The 16150-nt window shown below is 71.6% G+C and carries 17 protein-coding genes; 9 read left to right on the top strand and 8 right to left on the bottom strand.

Going from position 1 to position 16150, the window contains the following annotated elements:
- Positions 1–99 precede the first annotated feature (99 nt).
- Positions 100–1485, top strand: coding sequence for a serine hydrolase domain-containing protein (locus E4U91_RS17500; RefSeq protein WP_137307724.1), 1386 nt, complete (start codon positions 100–102; stop codon positions 1483–1485).
- Positions 1486–1573: 88 nt separating this feature from the next.
- Here the strand turns inward: E4U91_RS17500 and E4U91_RS17495 are convergent, their stop codons facing one another.
- Positions 1574–2026: a GNAT family N-acetyltransferase gene (locus E4U91_RS17495; RefSeq protein WP_067239630.1), complete on the bottom strand. Its 453-nt coding sequence runs from the start codon at positions 2024–2026 to the stop codon at positions 1574–1576.
- 10 nt (positions 2027–2036) lie between these two features.
- Positions 2037–2501, bottom strand: coding sequence for a MarR family winged helix-turn-helix transcriptional regulator (locus E4U91_RS17490; RefSeq protein WP_137307723.1), 465 nt, complete (start codon positions 2499–2501; stop codon positions 2037–2039).
- Between the two features lie 140 nt (positions 2502–2641).
- Between E4U91_RS17490 and E4U91_RS17485 the strand changes: the two genes are divergently transcribed.
- Entirely contained in the window at positions 2642–3853 is a 1212-nt protein-coding gene (locus tag E4U91_RS17485; protein WP_137307722.1) for an MFS transporter, read from the top strand.
- A 143-nt stretch (positions 3854–3996) separates the two neighbouring features.
- Positions 3997–4425, top strand: a complete 429-nt coding sequence (locus E4U91_RS17480; RefSeq protein ID WP_137307721.1) for a GlcG/HbpS family heme-binding protein — start codon at positions 3997–3999, stop codon at positions 4423–4425.
- A gap of 160 nt (positions 4426–4585) precedes the next feature.
- On the opposite strand, the gene E4U91_RS17475 is transcribed toward E4U91_RS17480, so the two are convergent.
- Complete coding sequence (locus tag E4U91_RS17475; protein ID WP_137307720.1) at positions 4586–5452, bottom strand: GNAT family N-acetyltransferase; 867 nt, start codon at positions 5450–5452, stop codon at positions 4586–4588.
- Between the two features lie 341 nt (positions 5453–5793).
- On the opposite strand from E4U91_RS17475, the gene E4U91_RS17470 reads away from it, so the two are divergent.
- Entirely contained in the window at positions 5794–7059 is a 1266-nt protein-coding gene (locus tag E4U91_RS17470) for a globin domain-containing protein (RefSeq protein WP_137307719.1), read from the top strand.
- Positions 7060–7075: 16 nt separating this feature from the next.
- On the opposite strand, the gene E4U91_RS17465 is transcribed toward E4U91_RS17470, so the two are convergent.
- The 4 genes from E4U91_RS17465 to E4U91_RS17450 all read right to left on the bottom strand — a co-directional run bounded on the left by E4U91_RS17465 (position 7076) and on the right by E4U91_RS17450 (position 9863).
- Positions 7076–7558, bottom strand: a complete 483-nt coding sequence (locus tag E4U91_RS17465; RefSeq protein ID WP_067239621.1) for an NUDIX domain-containing protein — start codon at positions 7556–7558, stop codon at positions 7076–7078.
- A gap of 289 nt (positions 7559–7847) precedes the next feature.
- Positions 7848–8993, bottom strand: a complete 1146-nt coding sequence (locus E4U91_RS17460) for a cystathionine gamma-lyase (protein WP_137307718.1) — start codon at positions 8991–8993, stop codon at positions 7848–7850.
- Positions 8990–9481 carry a low molecular weight protein-tyrosine-phosphatase gene (locus E4U91_RS17455; RefSeq protein WP_137307717.1) on the bottom strand — a complete coding sequence of 164 codons (492 nt, stop codon included), beginning with the start codon at positions 9479–9481 and terminating at the stop codon, positions 8990–8992. The genes E4U91_RS17460 and E4U91_RS17455 overlap by 4 nt, the downstream gene beginning before the upstream one ends.
- A 4-nt stretch (positions 9482–9485) precedes the next feature.
- Positions 9486–9863, bottom strand: a complete 378-nt coding sequence (locus tag E4U91_RS17450; RefSeq protein WP_137307716.1) for a phage holin family protein — start codon at positions 9861–9863, stop codon at positions 9486–9488.
- A gap of 57 nt (positions 9864–9920) precedes the next feature.
- Here E4U91_RS17450 and E4U91_RS17445 point away from each other — a divergent pair, with 57 nt between their 5' ends.
- The 4 genes from E4U91_RS17445 to E4U91_RS17430 all read left to right on the top strand — a co-directional run bounded on the left by E4U91_RS17445 (position 9921) and on the right by E4U91_RS17430 (position 12221).
- On the top strand, positions 9921–10238 hold the full coding sequence (locus tag E4U91_RS17445; RefSeq protein WP_137307715.1) for a cupin domain-containing protein: 318 nt from the start codon (positions 9921–9923) through the stop codon (positions 10236–10238).
- 178 nt (positions 10239–10416) lie between these two features.
- Entirely contained in the window at positions 10417–10629 is a 213-nt protein-coding gene (locus E4U91_RS17440) for a DUF5326 family protein (protein WP_137307714.1), read from the top strand.
- 194 nt (positions 10630–10823) lie between these two features.
- Positions 10824–11675, top strand: a complete 852-nt coding sequence (locus E4U91_RS17435) for an IclR family transcriptional regulator (protein WP_241678613.1) — start codon at positions 10824–10826, stop codon at positions 11673–11675.
- Between the two features lie 99 nt (positions 11676–11774).
- The gene (locus tag E4U91_RS17430; RefSeq protein WP_137307713.1) at positions 11775–12221 is read left to right on the top strand and encodes an SsgA family sporulation/cell division regulator; all 447 of its coding nucleotides are present in this window, start codon (positions 11775–11777) and stop codon (positions 12219–12221) included.
- A gap of 168 nt (positions 12222–12389) precedes the next feature.
- On the opposite strand, the gene E4U91_RS17425 is transcribed toward E4U91_RS17430, so the two are convergent.
- Positions 12390–14012 (bottom strand): YibE/F family protein, encoded by a 1623-nt coding sequence (locus E4U91_RS17425; protein ID WP_137307712.1) that lies wholly within the window; start codon positions 14010–14012, stop codon positions 12390–12392.
- 244 nt (positions 14013–14256) lie between these two features.
- Between E4U91_RS17425 and thiC the strand changes: the two genes are divergently transcribed.
- The gene (gene thiC, locus E4U91_RS17420; protein WP_137307711.1) at positions 14257–16065 is read left to right on the top strand and encodes a phosphomethylpyrimidine synthase ThiC; all 1809 of its coding nucleotides are present in this window, start codon (positions 14257–14259) and stop codon (positions 16063–16065) included.
- The last annotated feature ends 85 nt before the right edge of the window (positions 16066–16150 follow it).

Here is a 16150-nt window from a genome sequence, read left to right as displayed (position 1 = left end):
ATCTGCCTGGCCCGGATTTGATCCGGCCCGGACCTGACCGGCGGGCCGCCCGCCGAATTGCGGTCGACGCGGTGCGGTCGTGCGGGATGGACTGGGCCCATGACGACACCTCACGAAGAGCTGCTGCCCGGTACCCGGCGCGCGCTGCTGCACCGGATCGCCGTCGCCCAGGCGGAGGGCCGCACCCCCTCGCTGGTCGCCACGGTCGTCCGGGACGGCCGGGCCGTCTGGCACGGGGCGCGGACATCGGTGGACGGGCACGGGCCGGACGAGAACGTGCAGTACCGGATCGGCTCGATCACCAAGACCTTCACCGCCGTGCTCGTGCTGCGCCTGCGCGACGAGGGGGTGCTCGACCTGAACGACCCCCTGGAGAAGCACCTGCCGGGGACCGGGGTGGGGGAGGCCACCCTCGCCCAGCTCCTGTCCCACACCGGCGGCCTGGCGGCGGAGACCCCCGCGCCCTGGTGGGAGCGGACCCCGGGCTCCCTGCGGCCCGGGCTGGCCGACGTGCTGGGCGACCGGCCGCTCCGCCATCCGGCCGGCCGGCGCCACCACTACTCCAACCCCGGGTACGCCGTGCTCGGCGCGCTCGTCGAGCAGGTGCGCGGTGCGTCCTGGGAGGAGGTGCTGCGCCGGGAGGTGCTGGAGCCCCTGGGACTGCACCGGACGAGCCTGCGGCCGGAGGCGCCGCACGCGGGCGGCTGGGCGGTGCACCCGTGGGCCGATGTGGTGCAGCCCGAGCCGGTCGAGGAGTACGGGCCGATGGCGCCGGCCGGACAGCTCTGGTCCACGACCGGTGACCTGGCGCGTTTCGCGGCCTTCCTGATGCGGGGCGACGACCGCGTCCTCGGCGCCGACACGCTGCGGGAGATGCGGGCGCCCGCCGCCCCGGCCGAGGCGGCGGACCTGGGCGAAGGCTCCGCCTACGGCCTCGGACTCCAGGTCCAGCACCGGGACGGCCGGCTGCTCGTCGGCCACTCCGGCTCGGTGCCCGGCTTCCTCGCCAACCTCACGATCGCCCTGGACGACGACGTCGCCGCCGTCGTGCTGACCAACTGCACGTCCGGACCGGCGGTGTCCCAGGTCGCCGCCGACCTCGTCCGGATCGTCGCCGAGGCGGAGCCGCGGATCCCCGCACCCTGGCGTGCGCTGCGGGAAGTCGATCAGGACGTACTGGAGCTGGCGGGCCAGTGGTACTGGGGGACCGCCGCCTTCGCGCTGCGCGTGACGGCCGACGGCCTCGTCTCACTGGGTCCGTTGTCCGGCGCCGGCCGGCGTTCCCGCTTCCGGTCGCTCGGTGACGGGACGTGGAGCGGGCTGGAGGGCTATTTCGCCGGGGAACCGCTGCGCGTGGTGCGGCGGGCGGACGGGAGCGTGGACCACCTGGACGTCGGGTCGTTCGTGTTCACCCGCGAGCCGTACGACGAGACGGCGGACGTGCCCGGCGGGGTGGACCCGGAGGGGTGGCGCGGGATCGGTTGAGGCTCGGGCGGGCGGATCGGCCGACCCGCCGACTGGTTCCTGCCTGAGCGAAAGGGGTGTGTTTCACGTGAAACACACCCCTTCGGTGTCAGAGCTGGAGCTTGAACCCCACGTGGGACGCCTCGAAGCCCAGCCGCTCGTAGAAGCGGTGGGCGTCGGTACGGCTCCGGTCGGACGTCAGCTGCACCAACTGGCACCCGGCGGCCCGGGATTCCTCGATCGCCCACTGGATGAACCGGGTGCCGAGCCCGCTGCCCCGCTCGTCGGCGTGCACCCGCACCCCTTCGATGATCGACCGGGTCGCGCCGCGCCGGGACAGTCCGGGGACGAGGGTGAGCTGGAGCGTGCCCACGACCCGGCCCTCGCGGACGGCGACGACCAGGCGCTGGTTGGGGTCGGAGCTGAGGCGCTCCAGCGCGGCGACGTAGGGCGCCAGGTCGTCGGGGGACTCGCGCTGGGCCCCCAGGGGGTCGTCGGCGAGCATGGCCACGATCGCGGGCACGTCGTCGGCGACGGCGGGCCGTATCTCAAGATCTCCCATGCCCGGCAGCCTAAGCGGTGGCCGGTACCTTCAGGTCTTCCACGACCCGGACCAGCGGAGCCAGTTCGGGGTTCTTCGCCGCCTCGTCGAGGGCCTCGCGCAGGGCCGCGTCGTTGGTGGGCCGGGCCTCGTCCAGCAGCTTCAGGCCCGCGTCTGTGACGTTCGTGTAGATGCCGCGCCGGTCGGTGGGGCAGAGGTAGCGCTCCAGCAGGCCGCGGTCCTCGAGCCGGGTGACCAGTCGCGTCGTGGCGCTCTGGCTGAGGACGACCGCGTCGGCGACCTGCTTCATCTGCAGGTGGCCGCCTTCGCCGTCGTGCTGCCGGCTGAGCACGTCGAGCAGGGAGTACTCGCGCGCGCTCAGGTCGTGCCGGGCCTGCAGCGCGCGCTCGATGTGGGCCTCGATCCTCCCGTGGAGCAGGGAGAGCGCGCACCAGCTCTGTGCCAGTGCGGTGAGCGAGGGGTCCGTCGCGGTCATGGGCGATTCCTCCGTCCGGAGCGGCTGTCTCCAGGATAGAGCAACGGCGAAATATACGGCGCTTGCAATTAACGCGCGTCTGCAACTATTGTGGACGCACGCAAAGCGCACCTGCAATCGTTCGGAAGGTCTACCCCCTCATGCCTCTCGCGCTCCTGGCCCTCGCGATCGGGGCCTTCGGCATCGGAACCACCGAGTTCGTGATCATGGGTCTGCTGCCCGAGGTCGCGGGCGACTTCGGTGTCTCCATCCCCACGGCCGGCTTCCTCGTGACGGGCTACGCGCTCGGCGTGATGTTCGGCGCCCCGCTGATGACCGTCCTCGGCACCAAGGTCCCCCGCAAGCGGATGCTGATGCTGCTGATGGGCCTGTTCGTCGTCGGCAACCTGCTCTCGGCCCTCGCCCCCGCGTTCGGCGTCATGCTGATCGGACGCGTGGTCGCCTCGCTGGCCCACGGTGCCTTCTTCGGCATCGGCTCCGTCGTCGCGGCCGAGCTGGTCGCACCGGAGAAGAAGGCCGGCGCCATCGCCATGATGTTCACCGGCCTGACCGTCGCCAACGTCGTGGGCGTCCCGTTGGGCACCCTCGTCGGCCAGAGCATCGGCTGGCGCGTCACCTTCGGCATCGTCGCCGCCCTCGGCGTGATCGGCCTCGTCGGCATCGCGAAGCTCGTCCCCGACGTGCCCCGGCCGGAGGGCGTGCGCCTGCGCCACGAGCTGGCCGCGTTCAAGAATGCCCAGGTCCTGCTCGCCATGGCGATGACCGTCCTCGGCTTCGGCGGCGTCTTCGCGGCCATCACCTACATCGCGCCGATGATGACCCACGTCGCCGGCTTCGCCGACGGCTCCGTCACCTGGCTCCTGGTCCTCTTCGGCCTCGGCATGGTCGGCGGCAACCTCGTCGGCGGCAGGTTCGCCGACCGCGCCCTGATGCCCATGCTGTACGTCTCCCTGGGCGCGCTGGCGATCGTCCTGGCCCTCTTCACGGTCACCGCGCACCACAAGCTCCTCGCGGCCGTCACGATCGTCCTGATCGGCGCCCTGGGCTTCGCCACCGTGCCGCCGCTGCAGAAGCGCGTCCTGGACCAGGCGCACGGCGCCCCGACCCTCGCCTCGGCCGTCAACATCGGCGCCTTCAACCTGGGCAACGCGCTCTCCGCCTGGCTCGGCGGCCTCGTCATCGCGGCCGGCCTCGGCTACACCGCTCCCAACTGGGTCGGTGCCGCCCTCGCCGCGGGCGCCCTGCTGCTCGCCGTCCTGTCCGCGGCCCTCGAGCGCCGGGACAACACCGCGAGCACCGTCGCCGCGGGCTCCGCGCCGACCGGGACGCGCGTCCCGGCCCACCAGCGCTGAGCCGCCCGGCCGCTTTCCCACGGCCGCCTGAGCGGAGCCGCTCCTCCCGACCACCTGCCGGGTCGGCTCCCCTCGACCACCCGACCGGATCCGCGACCACCTCGCCGGATCCCGCACCGCACCACCCGCAAGGAGAAACCCCGATGAGCACCACCACCGCCCCCGTCGCCCCGCTCACCACCCAGGACGCCGAGGCCCTCGTGTCGGCCGCGCACCGCGCCGCCGAGGCGGCCGGCGTCACGGTCAGTGTCACCGTCCTGGACGCCGGCGGTCACCTGCTGGCCTTCCGCCGCGACGACCGGGCCGTGCTGATCTCCGGGGAGACCAGCACCCGCAAGGCCTACACGGCGCTGCAGCTGAACGCGCCCACCGCCGACCTCGTCGACGCGGTCCAGCCCGGCGGTCCCTTCCACACGCTGCCCACCGCGCTCGACCGGCCGCTGCTCTTCATCGCCGGTGGGGTGCCGGTCCGCCGGGACGGCCGGCTGATCGGCGCGATCGGCGTCGGGGGCGGCGCCCCGGAGCAGGACCACGGGTTCGCCACGGCGGCCGTGGCGAACCTCGCCGCCTGACCACCGCCCCCCCCTCGCGCGCCGACGGCTCCGACGGCTCGTCGCGCCGCATACGCACCGACGGGAACGCCGGCTTCCAGGGAAGCCGGCGTTCCCGTATGCCCGTATGCCCGTATGCCCGTATGCCCGTATGCCCGTATGCCGGGGTGCCGGGGTGCCGTCAGCCGGCCGCCACCGTCAGCGGGGCGAAGCGGCGCGTCCAGTCACCCGGCAGTTCCGTGATGCCGTGGGTCATGACGGAGTTGAAGGCGACCGAGGCCAGGCCCCGTTCCTTCAGCCAGGCCAGCAGGTCCTCGTGCCGCACGTCGACGTCGGTGCGCAGGGGCCGGTCGGTGTGCGCGGCGAGGGAGGCGACCAGGGCCCGCGCGGTCTCCGTGTCCCGGGCGATCAGCGGGCCGATGACATGGGTGTCCATGTTGGGCCAGGCCGCCGCGTAGCCGATGATCCGGCCGTCCTCCACGGCGACGCGCAGCCGGTCGGCGAAGGCGGGCAGCCGGGTGATCATGTGGGTACGATCGGTGCCGAAGACGTCCTCGTCCAGCCGGATGATCGCCGGGAGGTCCCCGGCCGTCGCCGCGCGGGTCGGCACCGTGGGCGCCGGCCCGCCGGGGAGGAAGTGCCCGCTCACCATCTCGGCCCGGCCCGTGGTCTTGAACCCCAGCTCCTCGTACAACGGACGACCGAGGGGCGTGGCGTGCAGGGTCAGCGGGGTGGGGCCAAGCGCGGAGACGACATGGCGCAGCAGATGCCGTCCGAGCCCCTGCCGGGCGTGCCGCTCCGCGACCAGCATCATGCCGATGGCGCTCAGCTCCGGCCGCTCCTGCGGGCCGTACCGGGTCACGGCGCAGGCGGCCATGAGCCCGCCCGCCGGATCGTCGATGCCGTACCCCTGCCCGGCCGTCAGCAGCAGGCTCCACTTGTGCTCCTCGCGGGGCCACCCGCGATCCTCGGACAAGTCGGCGCACGCGATGAGGTCACGGTGTGTCAGCCGACGGACGGGCAGAGCGGTTGGGGAAGGAGTGAGCACGCAGGTCAGGCTCTCCGACCCGCGCCCGCGGCGTCCACCCGTTTCGCCTTCTTTCCCCAGAGACGTACGCGCTTTTGGCCACCTCGTGGTCCTGGACGACACGGCCGGGGTCGTTCACTGTTCCACGTGAAACAACGCCTGGGCGAAACCTGTGAACCGGACTGTCCGGTACGCCAGTTGAGCAAAAGGGCGGAGTGTCTGCCTCGAGCGTTCCGCAGGGGGAAGCGGGTACATGGGTGCGGGCGACGGACGGTAGGGTCGACTCCGGTCCGTGCCCGGGGCGACCCCTGCCGGCAGGGTGCTCCGCATTCCGCACGGGCTGAGAGTAGGCGAGGCACAGCATGGACGTTCCGACCAGCAGGTCGGCCGACAACGGCTCGTCCCGCGGGGAGGACGGCTGGTTCGGGTCGCGCACGCGGCCGCCCTCCGAGCCGGGCGTCGGCGCGCCGGACTCGCGGGCGCTGCCCCAGCGGGCCGCCCCGGTGCCCCAGGCCTCCCCGGACGCAGCCCTCATCCGCCGCACCATGGCCGAGCTGACCCCCATGGCCGACGAGGTCACGTCGTACTTCTACGCGTTGCTCTTCGTGCGGTACCCCGGTCTGCGGCCGCTCTTCCCGCCGGCCATGGACGTCCAGCGCGACCGGCTGTTCAAGGCCCTGCTGACGGCCGTCGAGCACGTCGACGACACGCCCGCGCTCGCCGATCACTTCCAGCGCCTCGGCCGCGGACACCGCAAGTACGGCACCCGGCCCGAGCACTATCCGGCGATCGGGGAGTGCCTGATCGCCGCGCTGCGCCGGTTCGCCGCCTGCGTGTGGGACGCGGAGACGGAAGCCGCCTGGGTGCGCGCGTACACGAGGATCTCCCAGGTCATGATCGACGCGGCCGCGGCGGACGAACTCCTCGCCCCGGCCTGGTGGCACGCCGAGATCGTGTCCCACGAGCTCAGAACGCCGGACGTGGCGGTGCTCACGCTCCGCCCCGACCGGCCGTACCCCTTCCTCGCCGGGCAGTACACGGCCCTGGAGACCCCGTGGTGGCCCCGGATCTGGCGCCACTACTCGTTCGCCTCGGCGCCCCGCTCCGACGGACTGCTCACGTTCCACGTGAAGGCGATATCGGCCGGCTGGGTGTCCCGTGCGCTGGTGCACCGGGCCGGACCCGGCGACGTACTGCGCCTCGGCCCGCCGACCGGATCCATGACCGTGGACGCCGCCGGGGACAGCGGGCTCGTCTGTGTGGGCGGGGGCACGGGCATCGCCCCCATCAGGGCGCTCGTCGAGGACCTGGCCGAGCGCGCCGTACGACGGCCGGTCGAGGTGTTCTACGGCGCCCGCTCCCAGCGGGACCTCTACGACATCGACACGATGCTCGGGCTCCAGCGGGCGCACCCCTGGCTCGAGGTCCGCCCCGTGGTAGACCGCGACGGCCGGCCCCAGCTGTCCCACGCGTTACGGACCTTCGGCCCCTGGGACGCGCACGAGGCGTACGTCTCCGGACCGCCCGCGATGATCCGCAGCGGCGTGGACGCGCTGCGGGACATCGGCATCCCGCCGGAGCGGATCCGTCATGACGCGGTCGAGGAGCTGGGCGTCGCGGGACGCTGACCGGGAGCCGGGGACCTCACCCCAGATCGGGTGCGTGCATGGCGCGCACACCCTCGATGTTGCCGTCCAGGTAGTGCCGCAGCGACAGCGGTACGAGGTGGACGGAGGCGATCCCCACGCGGGTGAACGGCACCCGCACGATCTCGTACTCCCCGGCGGGCTCCTCGACCTCCGGTCCGTGCCGCAGGGCCGGGTCCATGGATTCCAGGTGGCAGACGAAGAAGTGCTGCACCTTCACTCCCGTGGTGCTGCTGTCCTCGCCGATGTGCTCGACGGTGTCGACGAAGCAGGGCACCACATCGGTGATCTTCGCCCCGAGTTCCTCGTACACCTCGCGGTGCAGGGCGTCCACGACGGTGGTGTCCTCCGGCTCGACCCCGCCCCCGGGAGTGACCCAGTAGGGATCCACGCCGGGCTTGGTGCGCTTGATCAGGATCAGGTCGTCACCGTCCAGCAGAACGGCGCGGGCGGTGCGCTTGACCACGGGTCGGACGGTCATGGGAGAAATGTGGCCCGCTGGGTTCCACGTGAAACATCGTCCCGCGTTTCACGTGAAACATCGCAAAACGTCACCAAGCGTACCGGTGAGTGATGCGTCCCGCGGCGGAGGAGCCGTACGGCGGTCGCGCGCTGCCGCAGGCGCCATTGGCTACTGACACCCAGTCAACTAGCCTGTGCAAGACGGTTCTTCGCGCGGAGAACCGGGGACGGTCCGGGCCACCAGGGGGGGAGGCTCGGACCGTCCGTGCGTCGGCAGGGGAGGCCCGCCGGACCGCATGATCAGCCGGTCACGCCGACTCGTCCAGCGCCCGCACCACGTCCGCCAGCAGGTCGTCCGCGTCCTCGGCGCCGACCGACAGCCGGATGAAGCCCTCCGGCACCGCGTCCCCGCCCCAGCGCCCGCGCCGCTCGGCCGTCGACCGCACCCCGCCGAAGCTGGTCGCGTCGTCCACCAGGCGCAGCGCGTCCAGGAAACGCTCGGCCCGCTCACGCGAGGGCAGCGCGAAGGACACCACACAGCCGAAGCGCCGCATCTGCTGCGCGGCGATCCGGTGCGACGGGTCGTCGGGCAGCCCCGGGTAGCGCACACCGGTCACGTCGGAACGCTGCCGCAGCGTCTCCGCCACCGCCAGCGCGGTCGCGTTCTGCCGCTCGACCCGCAGGGCCAGGGTGGCGATCGAGCGGTGCGCGAGCCAGGCCTCCATGGGGCCGGGCACGGCACCGACGATCTTCCGCCAGCGCCGGACCGCCGTCATGGCGTCGCCGGAGCGCCCGGTGACGTACCCCAGCAGGACGTCCCCGTGCCCCGTGAGCTGCTTGGTGCCGCTCGCGACGGAGAAGTCCGCGCCGAGCTCCAGCGGGCGCTGGCCGAGCGGCGTGGCGAGCGTGTTGTCCACGGCGACCAGGGCGCCCTGCCCGTGGGCGGCGTCGACGAGCCGGCGGATGTCGCACACGTCGAGCCCGGGGTTGGACGGCGACTCGATCCACAGCAGCTTCGCCCCGTCCAGCACGGCGAGCTGGGCGTCGCCGCCGGTCGGCGCGGTGCGCACCTCGATGCCGTACGCCTCCAGCTGGGCACGCACCAGCGGGAGCGCCTGGTAGCCGTCGTCGGGCATCACCACGGCGTCCCCGGCGCGCAGCTGGGAGAACAGCGCCGCCGAGATCGCCGCCATGCCGGAGGCGAACACCAGCGTCTCCACGCCGTCCTGGCCGGGCGCCTCGAGTTCACCGATGGCCTGTTCCAGACGGGTCCACGTGGGGTTCTCGTCGCGGCCGTAGGTGTACGGTCCGGTGGGCTCGCCCGGCAGGTGGTAGTGGGCGGCGAACACGGGCCCGGGAAGCGTCGGCTCGTACTTCACCGGTTCGGGCAGCCCCGCCCGCACCGCGCGCGTGCTCTCGCCGCCGCCGATGACACCGTCCTCCGCACCACTCATGCCGCTCGTCCCTCCACATCGTCGCGTACCGCGGCGAGCAGGCCCTCGCTCGCCGCCTCCACCATCTCAAGACACTCCTCGAACCCGTCACGCCCCCCGTAGTAGGGGTCCGGCACGTCCAGGTCGTGGCCCGCGCCGGGGTCGTACGAGCGCAGCAGGCGGACCTTGGCGGCGTCCTCCGCGGTGGGCGCGAGACGGCGCAGGGCCCTGAGGTGACCCGCGTCCAGCGCGATCACCAGGTCGAGGCGGCCGAACCACGCCGGCCGGAACTGCCGTGCGGTGTGTTCGAGGGGGTAGCCGTGCTCCTCGAGGACGGAGAGGGTGCGCGGATCGGCGCCCTCGCCCTCGTGCCAGCCGTCCGTGCCGGCGCTGTCGACCTGCACCGCGCCGTCCAGCCCGGCCTCCGTCACGTGTGCGCGGAAGACGGCCTCGGCCATCGGGGAGCGGCAGATGTTGCCGGTGCAGACGAAGCAGACGCGGTAGGTCATGGGGTCAGTCCTCGTCCGGCAGGACCATGTTCAGCGCCCAGGACACGATCGAGATGATCAGACCGCCGATGACCGCGGTCCAGAAGCCCTCGACGTGGAAGCTCAGGTCGAGCTTGTCGGCCAGCCAGGAGGTGAGCAGCAGCATGAGCGCGTTCACCACCAGCGTGATCAGGCCCAGCGTCAGGACGAACAGCGGGAAGGTCAGTACCTGCACCACCGGCTTGACCAGGAAGTTCACCAGACCGAACAGCAGGGCGACGACGATCAGCGTGCCGACCTCCTTGCCCGTGCTGTCACCGGTCAGGGTGATCTTGTCGAGCAGCCAGACGGCCACCGCCAGGGCGCCCGCGTTGGCGATCGTCTTGACTACGAAATTCTTCATGTGTCTGATCGTCGCAGAGAGATCGGACACGAGCACCGGGCAGGGGCGGACCAAGCGATGAAGGCATTCCGGCTGGACGAACTGGAGGCGGAGCGGGCCGCCAACGACGGCGCCTACCTGCAGTTCCTGCGGGAACGGAACATGTCCGTGGGGCTGTACGCGCTCGACGCGGGCGCGCACGACCCGCAGAACCCGCACGACCAGGACGAGGTGTACTTCGTGGCGAGCGGCCGCGCCTCCATCACCGTCGGCCTGGAGACCACGCAGGTGGCACGCGGCAGCGTGATCTACGTGCCTGCCGGGGTCGCCCACAAGTTCCACCACATCAGCGAGGACCTGCGGGTCCTGGTGGTGTTCTCTCCCCCGGAAGCCTGAGCCGCGACCCCGGCATTCCCTAGGGGATCGGTCAGGGGAGGACAAGGGATGCGAGGTCCCCGCCGGGCCACCTCACGGCCCTAGCATCGGGTGCAGGACAACGAAAGGCTCCGGTCGCGGACGTACCGGGCCGACAGGGACCCGGCACAGCGACGGGCGGAGAGGTAGGACGAGGGCGATGCGAGAGATCTTCGCGGGACTGCCGTGGTGGGTGAAGTGGGTCGCGGTGCCGGTCATCGCCCTCGTCGTCTTCGGCGGGCTGATAGCCAGCGTCGTCGGCTTCCTGATCGGCCTGCTGTTCAAGCTGCTGATCTTCGTCGCCCTGGTCGGCGGACTCCTCTACGTCGTACGGAAGTTCAGGGCGGGGTCCTCCTCGCGCAGCGACTGGTGAGCGGGACGGGACACCGCTGACCGGTAACACGGAGCAGCGGTTCCCTCGGGCGGGGGAAGTTTCCCGCGCAGCCCGGCCGCACGCGGTGGCGGCCGGTTAGAGTCCGGAACTCGACGCGGGGACACCCCGCGAGCAGCGCACCCCCTCCCGTGTTCCCCGGCACGGGCCGCCCCCTCGCGCCTCGGGAGTGACTCTTGGCCACGGTCGACACCGCATCCGGACAGCCGCACGCGCCCGGGCCGCGTACGGTCACCTTCCCGCGGGCCCCCGCACCGGCCGTCCCCGAGCAGCCGCAGCCCGCGACCACCCTCATCGGATCCGTCCAGCGGGCCATGCGCCTGCTGGAGTGCGTGGCCGAGCACGAGTGCGGGGCCCCCGCCAAGCAACTCGCCCGCGAGACCGGCCTGGCCCTCCCCACGGCCTACCACCTGCTGCGCACCCTGGTGCACGAGGGCTATCTCCGCCGCGACAAGGGCCTGTTCTTCCTCGGCGAGGCAGCCGAACGGCTGAGCAGTACCGGAGCAGCGCAGAAACGTCGCAGCACCGTCGTGGACGCCCTCGCGCACTGGCGCGATTCGATCGGCGTCCCCGTGTACTACGCCGTGTACCGCGACGGCGAGATCGAGGTCATGTGCGTCTCCGACACCCCCGGCAATCCGGCCGTCGAGGAGTGGGCCGACTTCCGCGAAACCGGCCACGCACACGCCATCGGCCAGTGCCTGCTCTCCCAGCTCGACGTGGAGGCCCGCCGCGACCACCTGTCCCGCTACCCCGTGCAGTCCGTCACTCCGTACACGGTGCGTGACGGCCTCACCCTTCTGCGCCGCCTCGAACGCATGCGCAGGATGCAGCCGGTGACGGAGCGGCAGGAGTACGCGCTAGGCACCGTCTGCGCGGCGATCCCGATCACCGTGGGCACCACGGCGGCCACGATGGCCCTGTCCCTGCCGGTCCACCAAGAGGACCGGCTCCTGCTCGCGGCCCAGCGGCTGCAGAGCGAGGTGGGCCGGAAACTGGGGTCGCTCGCCCTCTCTATCAGCATCTGAAAACTCACTCCTTGTGATCTGCCATACACGTTCAGCAAGATGCGGGGCAGAGTCAGGGGTCCATTCCCGGCCAGTCGACGGCAACGACGGGGTTAGGCGATGCGCGAGTCCGTACAGGCGGTAGAGGCAGAGGTCATGATGAGCTTTCTCGTGTCCGAGGAGCTGTCGTTCCGCATCCCGGTCGAGCTGAGTTACGACAGCAGCGATCCCTACGCCGTCCGGCTCACCTTCCACCTTCCCGGGGACGCCCCGGTGACCTGGGCGTTCGGTCGGGAGCTGCTCATCGACGGGGTGGGCAGACCGTGCGGTGAGGGCGACGTGCGGGTCGCTCCCGTGGAAGCGGACACGCTGGGCGAGGTCCTGATCCGGCTCCAGGTGGGCATGGACCAGGCGCTGTTCCGCTCCTCGGCCGCGCCGCTGGTGGCCTTCCTGGACCGCACCGACAAGCTGGTGCCGCTGGGGCAGGAGACCGCACTGGCCGACTTCGACGCCCACCTCGACGAGGCGCTGGACCGGATCCTGGCGGAGGAGCAGAGCGCCGGTTGAGCCGCGCCGCCGCAGCAGTGGCGGAACGCTTCATCGCTGGAGGGGAGGACGTGCAGGAACGGTTCTGCAGGAAGGGGCCGGGAGGGACCGCCCCTGACCGCCCGGGGTGGCGCCATGGCCGGCCCCCTGAGCGCCTGACGCCCGGCTGGACGCCGTAATCGGCAGCCCTCAGCGCTTGCGGCGCCGCCCCCGTCCTCCGCGCGACGGAGCCGCCGCCGGGGCCGATGACGTCGGGCCGGACCCGGCCCCGACGGCTCCCGGCACCGTGGCGCCGGCCTTCGCTTCCCGCCCCCGGCCCGCGTCCGGTGCAGGCCGGTCGGCCGCGACGACCAGGGCCGCCAGCGCCGTGGTGACCGGCACCGAGGCGACCAGGCCGATCGAGCCCACCAGCGTGCGCACGATCTCCTCCGCGACCAACTCGCTGTTGGCGACCGTGCCGACGCTGCTCTGCGCGATGGAGAACAGCAGCAGCAGCGGCAGCGCGGCGCCCGCGTAGGCGAGGACCAGGGTGTTGACCACGGACGCGATGTGGTCGCGGCCGATCCGGATGCCCGCCCGGTACAGCCCGCGCCAGCTCATCGCCGGGTTGGCCTCGTGCAGCTCCCAGACCGCCGAGGTCTGCGTGACCGTGACGTCGTCGAGGACACCGAGCGAGCCGATGATGACGCCGGCGAGCAGCAGACCGCTCATGTCGATCGACGGGTACAGCCCGTGGATCAGGCCGGTGTTGTCGTCGGTGTTGCCGGTGAGCGCGGCCCAGTCGATGAACAGCGAGCCGAGCACGCCGATCAGCAGCAGGGAGATCAGCGTCCCGAGCACCGCCACGGACGTACGGGCCGACAGGCCGTGGCACAGGTAGAGCGCGATCAGCATGATCGCGCTGGCGCCCACCACCGCCACGACCAGGGGGTTCGAGCCCTCGAGGATCGCGGGCAGGATGAAGAAGTTCAGGATCAGGAAGCTGATCGCCAGTGCCACCAGCGCCATGACACCGCGCAGGCGCCCGACGACCACCACGGCGACGGCGAAGATGCCGGCCAGCAGCGCCATGGGGAAGCCGCGGTCGACGTCGGTGACCGAGTACTGCAGGTCCTTCGGAGCGGAGGGCTCATAGGCGACCACGACCTTCTGGCCCTCGTGCAACTGCCGTGTCTGGTCCGGCTGGACGATCTCGGTGAACGTACGGCCCTCGTCCTTGCCGGTGTCGACCCGGATCGTGGCCTTCTTGCAGGTGCCGTTCGCCTGTTGCTGGGCGGAGGAGCCCTCGGCCGTGGAGGTGTCACCGGTCGGGGTGCCTCCCGAGGCGTTCACCGACTGGCAGCTGACCTCGACGACCTGGGTGACCGTGGCGTGCTGCGTCTGCCGGTCGAAACCGACGCCGGTGCGCTCGTGCGCGGGCGCCCCGCCCGGCCAGAGCACCGCGAGCCCGATGAGCACCGCCGCGCCGAACGGGATCAGGATGGCGGCGATGACCTTCCGCAGATGCTGGGAGACGGGCGCGGCCGGACCATGACTGTGGCTGTGCCCGTGCCCACCGTGTCCGGATCCGCCGTGGCTCCCGTGGCTCCCGTGGCTCCCGTGGCTCCCGTGACCTCCGTGTCCGGATCCCCCGTGGCCCCCGTGGCCGCCGTGCCCGGATCCGCCGTGACCACCGTCCCCCGGACTTCCGGGTCCGTGACCGTCCCCGGGGTCCGGGGCGTACCCCTGCGCGGGCTCGTGGCCGAACGCCTCGCCGGTGGGCGGGCGGCGGGGTTCCGGGGGCGGGTACGGGGGGCGGGATGTCGTGGTCACCGCCCGATCATCGCAAGAACGACAGGGGCCCTCTGTTCACCGCGCCCGAACGGACGCTAGCGTGGGGGCACCTTTGCACACGCGGGAGCTCGGAGCACCGGGCTGAGAGGGCGCTGACCTCCGTCTTCGCGATGTTTCACGTGGAACGAGAGATGTTCCACACGAGACGTCGGTGAGGGACGGTGACCGCTGCGTCGACCGCCGAACCTGTTACCGGGTAATGCCGGCGTAGGGAGTAGGTCTCATGACCAACAAGGACGCACGCACGCCTGCCTCCGTCCAGGACGGGACGCCGCTCGAGACGGCTCCCCACACGTCCCAGGAGGCCGGGAAGTCCATCGGCTGGCACAAGGCGTACGTCGAGGGCACCCGCCCCGACCTGCGGGTGCCGGTCCGTCAGGTGCACCTCACCAACGGGCAGTCGGTCACGCTGTACGACACGTCGGGCCCGTACACCGATCCGCTCGTCGACACCGACGTCCGCAGGGGGCTGTCGCCGCTGCGGGAGAACTGGATCATCGGCCGCGGCGACACGGAGGAGTACGCCGGGCGGCCCGTCCGTCCGGAGGACGACGGCATCAAGCACACCGCCCCGCGCGGCGGCCTGCGCAACCTGGACGCGGTCTTCCCGGGCCGTCCGCGCCAGCCGCGCCGCGGCCGCGACGGCCGGGCGGTCACCCAGCTCGCCTATGCGCGCCGGGGCGAGATCACGCCGGAGATGGAGTTCGTGGCCCTCCGGGAGAACGTCTCTCCCGAGGTGGTGCGCGAGGAGATCGCGGCGGGCCGTGCGGTCCTGCCGGCGAACGTCAACCACCCGGAGATCGAGCCGATGATCATCGGCAAGCGGTTCCTGGTGAAGGTCAACGCCAACATCGGCAACTCGGCGGTGACGTCCTCCATCGAGGAGGAGGTCGAGAAGATGACCTGGGCGACCCGCTGGGGCGCCGACACGGTCATGGACCTGTCCACGGGCCGCAACATCCACACCACCCGCGAGTGGGTGCTGCGCAACTCCCCCGTCCCCATCGGCACCGTCCCGCTCTACCAGGCGCTGGAGAAGGTCGACGGCAGGGCCGAGGAGCTGACCTGGGAGATCTACAAGGACACCGTGATCGAGCAGGCCGAGCAGGGCGTGGACTACATGACGGTCCACGCGGGCGTGCGCCTGGCGTACGTGCCGCTGACGGCGAACCGCAAGACCGGCATCGTCTCGCGCGGCGGCTCCATCATGGCGGCCTGGTGCCTGGCCCACCACAAGGAGTCGTTCCTCTACGAGCACTTCGAGGAGCTCTGCGAGATCCTCGCCGCCTACGACGTCACCTACTCGCTGGGCGACGGCCTGCGTCCCGGCTCCATCGCGGACGCCAACGACGAGGCGCAGTTCGCGGAGTTGCGCACGCTCGGGGAACTCAACCGGATCGCCAGGCGTTTCGACGTACAGACGATGATCGAGGGCCCGGGACACGTCCCGATGCACAAGATCAAGGAGAACATCGACCTGCAGCAGGAGATCTGCGATGAAGCTCCGTTCTATACGCTCGGACCGCTGACGACGGACGTCGCGCCGGCGTACGACCACATCACCTCCGGCATCGGTGCCGCGATGATCGCCTGGTGGGGCACGGCGATGCTCTGCTACGTCACCCCCAAGGAACACCTGGGGCTGCCCAACCGTGACGACGTCAAGACCGGCGTCATCACCTACAAGATCGCCGCCCACGCAGCCGACCTCGCCAAGGGGCACCCCGGTGCCCAGGAATGGGACGACGCACTGTCCGACGCCCGCTTCGAGTTCCGCTGGGAGGACCAGTTCAACCTGGCCCTCGACCCGGACACGGCACGGGAGTTCCACGACGAGACCCTCCCGGCCGAGCCGGCCAAGACCGCCCACTTCTGCTCGATGTGCGGGCCGAAGTTCTGCTCGATGAAGATCTCCCAGGACATCCGCCGCGAGCACGGCGGCAGCCGGACGGAGATCGAGGAGGGCATGGCCCAGAAGTCCAAGGAGTTCGCGGCCGCCGGCAACAGGGTGTACCTGCCGCTGGCGGACTGACACCGCGCTCCGGCGCGCAGGGTCCGGCTCCGGGATCTCACTCCCGGAGCCGCCCGTTCCCCCAGGAAGTAGGCACACTGAGCCC

Source organism: Streptomyces lasalocidi, assembly GCF_005280215.1.
Classification (GTDB): Bacteria; Actinomycetota; Actinomycetes; order Streptomycetales; family Streptomycetaceae; genus Streptomyces; species Streptomyces longwoodensis.
Note: the sequence above shows the minus strand (reverse complement) of the source record. Positions and strands in the feature narration are given on the sequence as shown.